The following is a 10,990-nucleotide window of genomic DNA, read 5'->3' as shown; positions in this document are numbered from 1 at the left end:
GAGCATTGTTGGTTGAGGCAACACATGTTTTGTGTAGCCGCTTTTGCGCTCAGCCCCGCCGGCATAAGCACCCCATCAACACACTGATGGGGCTGCGGCTGTTACAGCCGAGAAATCTGCCTCTAGGCCCGCACAGACGACGCCTTAAAGTACGACGTGTGCCGCCCACACCACACTATCGATATAGAAACCAAGGGAGCATGGCCCACCCTGACGCGCAAACGCGCCCTTGTTGCCGACGAACAGATCGCTCGGCTCTGAGCACACATCACCACCAACCAGCAGAGCATGCTGACATGACTCTTGCCCCCTATATTTCTGACAAGCATCACACCACATTGAGCATCGCCTATTTTGAGTTCGGCGATGCTATTATTTGAAAAAGAAAACCCGCCAATTATGTATTCAGCCTATTCGAGGCTAATGTAGAGGCTCTGGTGGATAACCCGGCGGTTGGTCATGCCGGCGAAGGGAGAGGTTACTGGCGCTATTGGCCCCGCGCAGTGCGGCAGCCCGCTGCTCGATAGTCAACAAGCCCAAGCGCGTGTCCATTAATCTGATTCGAACCAGCCCAAGCATGATCCATCAGCTTGGTAGCGGCATAGCCTGGCAGGGAACATCATGGTGTAGTCAGGTAACGGATATCTGTCGGCCTGATTCGATAGCGCCGACGCCTAGGCAACAAAGCACAACGTAAACAACCACCCAAGGAGGGGCGCTCACAATGAAACATCTCATCGGATGGGCTTTTTTGATTGTTGTCATCATTCTGGTTCTGATTGGCTTAATGGCGGAAGAACCGCCGATCATGGCCGAAGGCATGGAAGATATACCCACGGCCACGGACAATCAGCCCGACAACTAATTCATCGCGCAAACCGGGCATTCGGGGTCACGGGGAATCGCCACTTGGCGCCAACTCAATGTCCGACCGTCAAACAAATGCAGAACCGATGCCACAGAGGTACCGGTGAGGGTTCGTATGGCCGCCAATGCCTGCAAGGTGCCCACCATACCCACTACAGGCCCGAGAATCCCCGCCTCGCTACAGGCCAGATCCCCCTCTGAACCCTCGCCGTACACGCAGGCATAACAGGGGCTGTCTTCCGTGCGTAAATCGAACACCGCCAACTGACCATCCATGCGAATAGCGGCGCCACTGACCAGCGGTGTACGGTGCGCCACACAGGCACGATTGATGGCCTGGCGAGTGGAAAAATTGTCAGTGCAGTCCAGTACTAGGGTGGCGTCAGCAACAGCCTCATTCAGCCACGCATCATCCACCCGCACCACAGCGGAACGAATATCCACATCCGCATTCAACAGTTGCAACTGATCGCGCAAGGCTTCCGCCTTGGCCTGATTCAGCTGGTCACCCCGAAACGCCACCTGTCGATGCAGGTTGCTCAACTCCACCCGGTCGTCATCCGCTAGCACCAGCTGCCCCACCCCAGCACCCGCCAAATACAGCGCAGCAGGATTGGCTAGGCCACCACAACCCACCACCAATATCCGCGCCTTGCTCAAAGCTTCTTGCCCAGGCAAATCGAATTCTTCCACCATCAACTGGCGACTGTAGCGAAGCAGCTGGTCATCGTTGAGCATAATCGTCTCCCTGGCACTCAAAGGCGTGGGATTCTATGGTACAGCTTGCTGCACTTCGTGCACCCAACAGATCCGTTCCTGGCTTTGCTGTGCAAATGTTCAACTCTTGGATCCAGCAGCACATTGCTTGCCTAAGGTTACCCGATCATTTCCGCCCAGATCCTGCTCTGTACGCACGTCTTCAAAGCCAATGTCGGCCAACAACGCCCGTACCGCGTCACCCTGCTCAAAGCCATGCTCCAGCAACAACCAACCGCCAGCAACCAGCTTACCTGCTGCTTGCTGCGCAATGGTGATCAGATCCGCCAACCCCTGATCGCCGGCCACTAGGGCCGAGCGAGGCTCGAAACGCACATCGCCTTGTGCCAAATGGACGTCGCCATCTTCAATGTAAGGAGGGTTGCTAACGACAAGGTCAAAAAAACCATCACAGGGGGTCAGCCAGCTGCCTTGCAGGCAACGCACTGTAGCCCCCAACTGGCGGGCATTTGCCGCTGCCACTTGCAGCGCCGCCGCGCTATTGTCCACCAGCGTCACCTGCCAAGCCGGCTGCTCCAAAGCGAGGGTAATACCGATAGCACCGGTACCGGTTCCCAAGTCCACGACCCGTGCGTTAGCAGGCAATGCCAGCGCAAGCACCTGTTCCACCAAGGTTTCAGTATCGGGGCGTGGAATCAGAGTATCGGCGGTTACACTAAACCGGCGGCCAAAAAACTCCCGCTCTCCAATCAGGTGGGCCACGGGCTCACCCTGCTCACGGCGAGCCAGCAGGGCTTCAAACTCCGCCTGCTGAGCCCTGGTCAGTTCCCGCTCCGGCCAAGTAAACAGCCATGTACGAGATTGCTCCAGCACATGGCAAAGCAACACTTGGGCATCCAGCGCTGCGCAAGGGGATGACGCCAACCGATGGCGAGCCTGGCGCAGGGCGTCATCAATGCGCACGGTTAATGCTCGCCTAAGGCCGCTAGCTGATCCGCCTGATACTCTGCCAGCAACGCACCCAAAATCTCATCCAAATCTCCTTCAACGATTTCATTTAACCGGTAAAGGGTAAGATTAATACGATGATCAGTGACTCGTCCCTGAGGATAGTTATAGGTACGGATACGCTCTGAACGATCGCCGGACCCGACGAGGGATTTACGCTCCGCAGCCTGCTCGGCATGGGCCGCATTCTGCTGCGCGTCATACAGCTTAGCGCTCAGTAGGCTCATAGCCCGAGCCTTGTTCTTGTGCTGGCTACGCTCATCCTGGCACTCCACCACCACCCCGGTGGGTAAGTGAGTAATGCGCACAGCCGAATCCGTGGTGTTAACGTGCTGACCGCCAGCACCGGAGGAACGATAGGTATCAATACGCAGGTCTTCAGTGCGAATCTTGATATCCCCCAGGTCTTCCGCTTCAGCCATAATCGCCACTGTGCAGGCAGAGGTATGAATACGCCCCTGGGATTCTGTGGCCGGCACCCGTTGCACCCGGTGGGCTCCGGATTCAAATTTCATCCGCGAATAGACGCCATCGCCAATCACCCGTGCAATCACTTCCTTATAGCCGCCATGCTCGCCCTCACTGGCGCTCACCATCTCCACTTTCCAACCCCGTTGATCCGCATACTTGGAATACATGCGGAATAGGTCTCCGGCAAAAATGGCCGCTTCGTCCCCCCCCGTGCCGGCGCGAACTTCAAGAAACACATTGGCTCCATCGCGGGGATCCTTCGGTAGCATCAGCTTTTGCAGCTCTGCCGCTAACGCCTCCATGCGCTCCTGAGCATCACGGGCTTCTTCCGCGCCCATCTCACGCATATCCGCGTCGCTGTCGTCCTGCATCGCTTTAGCCGCACCATGATCCTCCACGGCCTGCTGGTATTGGCGATAACACTTCACCACTGGATCAATTTCAGCGTATTCCCGGGACAGGTCACGGAATTGGTTCTGGTTGCTAATCACATCCGGATCGGACAATAGCCCCGCCAACTCTTCAAACCGGTCTGCAAGCTTATCGAGCTTGCCTTGCAATGACGCTTTCATAAATTCGCTTCCACGCTTCACGCAAATACGCCGCCCGGCGGGCGCACGCAAAAATTCGATACATCGAGAGAGTTCTTTGCGCTACGACTGGTCGTCGTCGAGCAGCAACTCACGAGCCAGCAACAGGGCTTCGGCGCGGCCATCCGCGGCCATTTTGCGCAAGGTCACGCTGGGGGAATGCAGCCACTTGTTCACCAGCGAATGCTGAAACCTGCGCAGCACCTGCTCCGCATCGCCACCATTGCGCAACTGCTGCAACGCTTTTTCCAGTTCGCTTTCCGCCATAGCCTTGCGCTGCTCACGATAATCACGCAGCACCTTAACGGCATCCTGTTCACGGCGCTGACGACGGTGGCGCACAATGGCATCTCGAATCAGCTCTGAGGCCTCCTGGGCCGCCTGCTGACGAGAACGGACATTTTCCTGAATCGCTTCTTGCAGATGGTCCACCGTATACAGGTAGACATCACCCAGTTCGCCCACTTCCGGTTCGATATCCCGTGGCACGGCAATATCCACCATAAACATGGGTCGGTGACGGCGTTTTTTCAGCGCCCGCTCCACCATACCCTTGCCCATAATCGGCAACGGCGCAGCGGTGCATGAGATCAGGATATCCGCACGCTCCAGCGCCACCGGCAATTCTTCTAGGCTGATACCACGCCCCCCCACGGCGGCGGCCAACTCCGAGGCTCGCTCCTGAGTGCGATTGGCAATGGTAATTTCCTGCACCTGCTGCTCACTCAAATGTCGCGCCACCAGCTCAATCATTTCACCGGCACCAATCAGCAGCGCCCGGCTTTTTTTCAGGTCAGCAAAAATGTGACGCGCAAACGAAACTGCCGCATAGGCCACAGACACCGGGTTAGCACCGATACCGGTTTCCGTACGGATCCGCTTGGCTACCGAAAAGACTTCCTGAAACAAACGCGACAACTCGCCGTTGAGCAAGCCAGCCTCATGGGCTCGAGCATAGGCTTCACGCATCTGACCAAGAATTTGTGGCTCGCCCAGTACCAGCGAATCCAGACCGCCAGCTACCCGCATCATATGCTCCAGCGCCTGCTCACCGGTATGCTGATACAGCACCGTGGAGAGTCGTTCGACGGACAGATTGCGGCTAGAGGCCAGCCATTGAGCAAAATTTGGAGTGACGTCGTCAGTGAGGCAATACAGTTCGGTGCGGTTACAGGTAGACAGCAATGCAGCTTCCCGCACCCCGGGCATCTCACGCAAGCTGGCCAACGCCACCTCCGCCTGCTGCGTTGAAAACGCCAGACGTTCGCGTAGTTCCACATCCGCGGTGGTGTGATTTACGCCGACAGCGACTAGATTCATAGTTTCCTGTGCCCGACAATGACAGCGGGCGATCGTACCCGGCCAGCCCGGAGCCCCGGAAAGCCGGGGCGCAAGGGTGTGGCATTTTGCGCGAAAGCGCCCTTCAAAACAATGTCAGGGCCGATAGCGAAGGCGCATCGCTCAAACCAACAACGTGGAGGTTTGGGCAATAGCCAATCGCTGTGCCATGATAGCCGAAACAGAAAATAGGCATACCGACCTTAATGACCCGCTTCTCAATTCTGCCTCTGTGCTGCGCCCTTCTGATCCATGGCTGCGCTAGCCAGACCACCACCCCGGCCACCGAAACGGGGCCTTCCACGTCGATGGCCAGCGCCCCCACTTACGACAGCGAAACGCTGTCTGACCTGCTAGTGGCAGAAGTCGCCGCCCAACGTCAATCGCTGGGCGTCACCCTGGGCTATTACAGTCGAGCCGCCCAGAGTACACGTGATCCGAACGTAATAAGTCAGGCAGCCCAGCTGGCCCATTACCTGGAAGACCCGCTACAGGCACTAGCCATGAGCGAACTCTGGCTGGAAACGTCGCCACACAACGAAGACGCCCTGCAAGTGGCCATCCTGTCCGAAATTCGGCTTGGCAATACCGCAACGACCACCCGTTATCTGGATCAGCTACTCAGCGCCCACGGCGAAGACGCCCTGGGCCGATTGGTCAACCAAGCCCGCGGGCTGGGTGCGCAAGGAAACTTACAGCTAGTGGAAGCGCTGGCCCAGCTAACCCATCGCTACCCGGATCAGGCCCCACTGTGGTATGCCCGGGCTCTGTGGCTGGAACACGAAGAGCAACCTCAACCCGCCCTGGAGGCCACCGAGCGTACTCTCAAGCTGATGCCGCGCCATGAAGATGCCTTGTTGCTCAAGGCTCAGCTCCTTTACGAAACAGGAGACCAGAAAAAAGCCCTGCGCCACCTAAAAAAACTGGTGCGCAAGTACCCTCAGGCACAACGCCCGCGCATCGCTTATGTGCGTATGCTACTAACATCCGGCGAGCTGGAAGACGCAGAAAAGCAGCTGGCGATTATGGCTGAGCAAAACCCTCAAGACTTGGATCTGCGATTTTCTCTGGCCCTATTGGCGCTGGAAGCAGGCGCCAGCAACGCAGCCCAGACCCACCTCAAGGCTCTGCTCACCTACAACTACCGGCCCGACGATATCCAATTGTACCTGGCCCAAGCCGCCGAGCAGGAAATGGACCTAGATAACGCCGTCGAGCATTACCTGAAAGTGGGCGGCCCCCAAGCTATCCGCGCTCGGGTGCAGGCAGCCCAACTTCTCTACCAGCAAGGCAATACCAGCCAAGGCCATGCCCTAATGCATAACCTGGCTCAACAACAGCCAAAATTACAAGACAGCTTGACCATTACCGAAGCGGAAATGCGCAGCAATAACGGCGACCCATTAGGCGCCATCTCCCTGATCAATGATGCCTTGCGCGACCAGCCCGACAATACCGAGCTACTATACAGCCGCGCCATGGCCGCCGAAAAAATAGGTGACATTGCCCAGCTGGAAAAGGACCTGAAGCGTATTATCATTCTGAATCCGGAGGATGCCAGCGCCCTCAATGCTCTGGGTTATACCCTGGGCAACCGCACTGACCGGCTAGACGAAGCGTATCAGTACGTGTCCAAGGCACTAGAGCTGCGCCCGGAAGATCCAGCCATTCTCGACTCTATGGGCTGGGTGCTTTACAAACGCGGCGAACCGGATGCCGCCCGGAACTACCTGCGCCAGGCCTACGAAAAATTCCCCGACCCAGAAGTGGCCGCCCACTACGGGGAAGTCCTATGGATATTGGGTGAGCAAAATCAGGCCCGCCAGGTTTGGCGCGACGCCTTGGAACACACCCCTGACGCCCCTCATATCCGTGAAGTCATGGAAAAACTCGGAGCCCGCCTGTGACCCTGAGCCTTGCCCGCATTATTGGCCTTACGCTGACCACCCTGGTCCTAGGCGCCTGCCAATTACGCCCGACCACCACAACCCAGTTCGAGCACCCCAGCCAGATCCAACAGTGGCAGATGAATGGCAAGCTGGGTTACCGCACCGTCAACGATGGTGGCAGTGCCACCTTTGACTGGCGCCAGCAACCACAACGGGGCAACATCCACTTCTCCGGCCCGCTGGGCTTTGGTAGCGCCGATTTACATTGGGACAGCGGCCGCGCGGAACTAATCACCGCCAAGGAAACCTACCAAGCCCGCAGCCCCGGCGAGTTGGCCTGGCATCTCACCGGCTTCTGGCTGCCCGTATCCGCACTGCAGTACTGGGCTCGCGGCCTGCCTTGGCCCGGCGCACCCTCTGAAGCCGGGTACGACGATCAGCAACGCCTGATCACCCTTGAACAGCTGGGCTGGTCGCTTACCTTCGACCGTTACGAACCCACCGCCGGCATCACCCTTCCCTACAGAATCAAAGCCCAGCAGAATAGCAATCGCTTTACTTTGCTGATTAAAGACTGGCAGCCAGGCGGCGGCGCACAGTGACACTAACGTTACCCGCTCCCGCCAAGCTCAATCTGTTCCTGCACATCACCGGTCGCCGTGACGACGGCTATCACCAGCTGCAAACCGTGTTCGCCCTGCTCGACCATGGCGACACCTTGCGTTTCTCCCCGGCAGACACCCTGTCACTACAATGTCATCAGGAAGGTGGCGCCAGCGACCTGCCCACGGACGACAGCAACCTGATTTTACAGGCTGCCCGGGCGCTGCAAGCCCACACCGGCAGCTCAAAAGGTGCCGCCATCACCCTGACCAAGCGCCTGCCCATGGGCGGCGGCGTGGGCGGCGGCTCCTCCGACGCGGCTACCGCCTTGCTGGGCCTGAATGCATTTTGGGCCCTGGGCCTCACTCTGCAGGAGCTGGCTCACATCGGCTTGACCTTAGGGGCTGACGTGCCCGTTTTTGTGTTTGGCAAAAGCGCCTGGGCTGAAGGGGTCGGCGAGAAAATAAACCCCATTATTTTGCCAAATGATGCTTTTTTGGTCGTTCATCCCGGAATTCATGTGTCAACTGCTCGAATTTTCGGCGACCAGCAATTGACAAGGGATACACCCATCAGTAAATTACCGGCCTCGCTTGAGACGGTGCTAACCCGCGAATTTCACAACGACTGTGAAGCGGTAGCAACCCAGCATTTTCCGGAAATCGGAAAAACGCTGGACTGGCTCAAGCAACATACGGGTAATGCCCGTATGACCGGCACAGGCGCTTGCTGTTTTTCTCGTCTGACCGGATTGCAACAGGGGCAGCAATTGCTGCAACAGTTGCCACAACACTGGACAGGTTTCGTCGCTCGAAGCTGTAACACTTCCCCTCTCCACCAGATTCTGGGAGAGGCACTGGCGAAGTTTCGAGAGACAAAGAATTCAGGCAAACCCGCTTAAGCGGGCCTGAGACCGAGTGTTGGGGTATAGCCAAGTTGGTAAGGCAGCGGGTTTTGATCCCGTTATTCCCAGGTTCGAGTCCTGGTACCCCAGCCATTTTTCTTCTGAGGAACCTCTTACCCTTCCCCTTAGTGGTTCCCAAATTCACGACGCAAGACCCCAGGGGGCGCCAGTGTCCAAGCTCGTCGTTTTCACCGGTAACGCAAATCCCGAACTGGCCAAAGCCATGGTCAAACACCTGAACTTGCCTATCGGCAACGCCGATGTGGGCACCTTCAGCGATGGCGAAGTTGCCGTGGAAATCCAGGAAAACGTGCGCGGCAAAGACGTTTTTATCGTGCAATCCACCTGCAACCCGACCAACAACAACATCATGGAATTGCTGGTCATGGCCGACGCCCTGCGTCGCTCCTCCGCAGGCCGCATCACCGCGGTTGTCCCCTACTTTGGTTATGCCCGCCAGGATCGCCGCGTGCGCTCCGCCCGGGTGCCTATTACCGCCAAAGTCGTCGCCGACATGATCACGGCGGTGGGCATTGATCGCGTCGTCACCGTTGACCTTCACGCTGATCAAATCCAGGGCTTCTTCGATATTCCAGTGGACAACGTCTACGCTACCCCGCTGATCGTGGCGGATATCGAACGCCAGAGCCATGATGACCTAATGGTAGTCTCCCCGGATGTGGGCGGCGTGGTCCGGGCCCGCGCCTTAGCCAAGCAGCTCAATGATGCCGACCTAGCCATCATCGATAAGCGTCGCCCCAAGGCCAATGTTTCTCAGGTCATGCATATCATCGGTGAAGTAGAAGGCCGCACCTGCGTGCTAGTGGACGACATGGTCGACACCGCTGGCACTCTGTGTAAAGCCGCCGACGCCCTGAAAGAACACGGCGCGGCCAAGGTCTACGCCTACATCACCCACCCGATTCTATCCGGCCCGGCCATCAACAACATTGCCAACAGCTCATTGGATCAACTAGTGGTCACCGACACCATTCCATTATCCGATGCGGGCCGCGCTTGCAAAAATATCCGCGTTCTCAGCCTCGCGCCGATGCTGGCCGAAACCGTACGCCGAGTGAACAACGAAGAATCCCTGAGCGCTATGTTCGATCGGTTAGAGCTCGTATAAAACGCCAGATAACAACAGGCTAATCCCGACCCCAGAAACCCGCCCCTCAAGCGGGTTTTGTTTTTTATGTCCTCTTGCTACAGGCATCTGGCGTCTGGCGTGCTTTTCCTGCATAATCGCGCCCCCGCGGAATCCTCCGTGGTTTTATATCAACCTCTCTGGCCAACCTGGTCGCGGGAAGCCCGAGAGCATACTGGAGACATACCATGTCCAATGAATTCCTGCTGAATGCAGAAAGCCGCAGCGATACAGGGAAAGGTGCGAGCCGCCGCCTGCGTCGTCTGCAAGAACGTGTTCCTGGCATCCTCTACGGTGGCGAAGCCGAGCCGCAGATGATCAGCGTTGAACTGCGCGAGCTGAAAAAAGCCCTGGAAAACGAAGCGTTCTACAGCCACATCCTCACCCTCAAGCTAGACGGTGCTGATGTTCAAGCCGTACTGCGTGACATGCAGCGTCATCCGGCCAAAGGCCACCCGCTGCACGTGGATCTGCTGCGCGTCGACAAGACCCACAAGATCACCATGAGCGTTCCCTTGCACTTCACCAACGAAGAAAGCTCCATCGGCGTGAAAAAGCAAGGCGGCGAGATCCAGCACAACTTCGCAGAAGTAGAAGTGAGCTGTCTGCCCCAGCACCTGCCTGAGTTCATCGAGGTGGACATGGCTAACGCTGAGCTAGACTCCGTTGTTCACTTGTCCGATTTGAAACTGCCGAAAGGCGTGGAACTGACCCAGCTCGCACTGGGCGAAGACCACGACCAGCCGGTGGCCGCGGTTCACCAACCCAAAGTGCGTGCGTCTTCCGATGATGACGACGCAGCAGAAGGCGAAGAAGCCGCAAGCGAGGAATAAGACCTACCGTGGCGGATCCCGTTCGACTGATCGTAGGCCTGGGCAACCCGGGCCGCGAATACGAAGACACCCGCCACAATGCTGGCGTCTGGTATGTGGACGCCCTGGCCCGACGTCAGGGCGTCTTCCTTACCGAAGACAAGAAATATTTCGGCCTCACCGCCACCTTTTCCTTTGAAGGCGAAACAATCCGCCTCCTGGTACCGACCACCTTCATGAACCGCAGTGGTCAGGCCACCGCCGCTCTGGCGAATTTCTTCAAGATCCCCGTTACGCAGATACTGGTTGCTCACGACGAGCTCGACCTGCCCCCCGGCTGCGCCCGCTTCAAGCAAGGCGGCGGCCACGGCGGCCACAACGGTCTGCGTGATATTATTAGCCGGCATGGCAACAGCCGTGATTTTTACCGCCTGCGTCTAGGCATCGGCCACCCCGGCTCTGCTGACCGGGTTACGCCCCATGTGCTGAGCAAACCCTCCAAAGCCGACCGAGACCTGATCGATCGCGCCATCGATGAAGCTGTCCACAACACCGCCGATATGCTTCGCGGCGACCTGAATAGCGCCATGAACCGACTCAACGGCTTCAAGGCATAAAAGCCGCTGCTGCGCTTCAAGTTGTGG

Annotated in this window: 11 protein-coding genes and 1 tRNA gene; 8 read left to right on the top strand and 4 right to left on the bottom strand. The window is 57.7% G+C overall.

Annotated features, from left to right (window positions below; all coding sequences use genetic code 11):
• Positions 1-724 precede the first annotated feature (724 nt).
• Complete coding sequence (locus ABO_RS14445) at positions 725-865, top strand: hypothetical protein (RefSeq protein WP_155849259.1); 141 nt, start codon at positions 725-727, stop codon at positions 863-865.
• Here ABO_RS14445 and ABO_RS02730 read toward each other — a convergent pair.
• From ABO_RS02730 to hemA, 4 genes are all read right to left on the bottom strand, one after another.
• Positions 862-1,605, bottom strand: coding sequence for a HesA/MoeB/ThiF family protein (locus ABO_RS02730; protein WP_011587811.1), 744 nt, complete (start codon positions 1,603-1,605; stop codon positions 862-864). The two genes, ABO_RS14445 and ABO_RS02730, sit on opposite strands and share 4 nt — an antisense overlap.
• A 99-nt stretch (positions 1,606-1,704) precedes the next feature.
• Positions 1,705-2,547: a peptide chain release factor N(5)-glutamine methyltransferase gene (gene prmC / locus ABO_RS02725; protein WP_011587810.1), complete on the bottom strand. Its 843-nt coding sequence runs from the start codon at positions 2,545-2,547 to the stop codon at positions 1,705-1,707.
• Positions 2,548-2,549: 2 nt separating this feature from the next.
• Entirely contained in the window at positions 2,550-3,635 is a 1,086-nt protein-coding gene (gene prfA / locus ABO_RS02720; protein WP_011587809.1) for a peptide chain release factor 1, read from the bottom strand.
• Between the two features lie 81 nt (positions 3,636-3,716).
• Positions 3,717-4,973, bottom strand: coding sequence for a glutamyl-tRNA reductase (hemA, locus tag ABO_RS02715; protein ID WP_011587808.1), 1,257 nt, complete (start codon positions 4,971-4,973; stop codon positions 3,717-3,719).
• A 224-nt stretch (positions 4,974-5,197) separates the two neighbouring features.
• On the opposite strand from hemA, the gene ABO_RS02710 reads away from it, so the two are divergent.
• From ABO_RS02710 to pth, 7 genes are all read left to right on the top strand, one after another.
• Positions 5,198-6,898, top strand: a complete 1,701-nt coding sequence (locus ABO_RS02710) for a tetratricopeptide repeat protein (protein WP_035460566.1) — start codon at positions 5,198-5,200, stop codon at positions 6,896-6,898.
• The gene (gene lolB, locus ABO_RS02705) at positions 6,895-7,482 is read left to right on the top strand and encodes a lipoprotein insertase outer membrane protein LolB (protein ID WP_011587806.1); all 588 of its coding nucleotides are present in this window, start codon (positions 6,895-6,897) and stop codon (positions 7,480-7,482) included. The genes ABO_RS02710 and lolB overlap by 4 nt, the downstream gene beginning before the upstream one ends.
• Positions 7,479-8,384, top strand: coding sequence for a 4-(cytidine 5'-diphospho)-2-C-methyl-D-erythritol kinase (gene ispE, locus ABO_RS02700; protein ID WP_011587805.1), 906 nt, complete (start codon positions 7,479-7,481; stop codon positions 8,382-8,384). The genes lolB and ispE overlap by 4 nt, the downstream gene beginning before the upstream one ends.
• A 20-nt stretch (positions 8,385-8,404) precedes the next feature.
• Positions 8,405-8,480 (top strand) — tRNA-Gln (locus ABO_RS02695).
• 76 nt (positions 8,481-8,556) lie between these two features.
• Positions 8,557-9,516: a ribose-phosphate pyrophosphokinase gene (locus ABO_RS02690; protein ID WP_011587804.1), complete on the top strand. Its 960-nt coding sequence runs from the start codon at positions 8,557-8,559 to the stop codon at positions 9,514-9,516.
• 206 nt (positions 9,517-9,722) lie between these two features.
• Entirely contained in the window at positions 9,723-10,367 is a 645-nt protein-coding gene (locus ABO_RS02685) for a 50S ribosomal protein L25/general stress protein Ctc (protein WP_011587803.1), read from the top strand.
• An 8-nt stretch (positions 10,368-10,375) separates the two neighbouring features.
• Positions 10,376-10,963 carry an aminoacyl-tRNA hydrolase gene (pth, locus tag ABO_RS02680; protein ID WP_011587802.1) on the top strand — a complete coding sequence of 196 codons (588 nt, stop codon included), beginning with the start codon at positions 10,376-10,378 and terminating at the stop codon, positions 10,961-10,963.
• Positions 10,964-10,990 lie beyond the last annotated feature (27 nt).

It is taken from the genome of Alcanivorax borkumensis SK2 (assembly GCF_000009365.1).
Classification (GTDB): Bacteria; Pseudomonadota; Gammaproteobacteria; order Pseudomonadales; family Alcanivoracaceae; genus Alcanivorax; species Alcanivorax borkumensis.
This window is presented reverse-complemented; position numbering and strand designations above follow the sequence as displayed.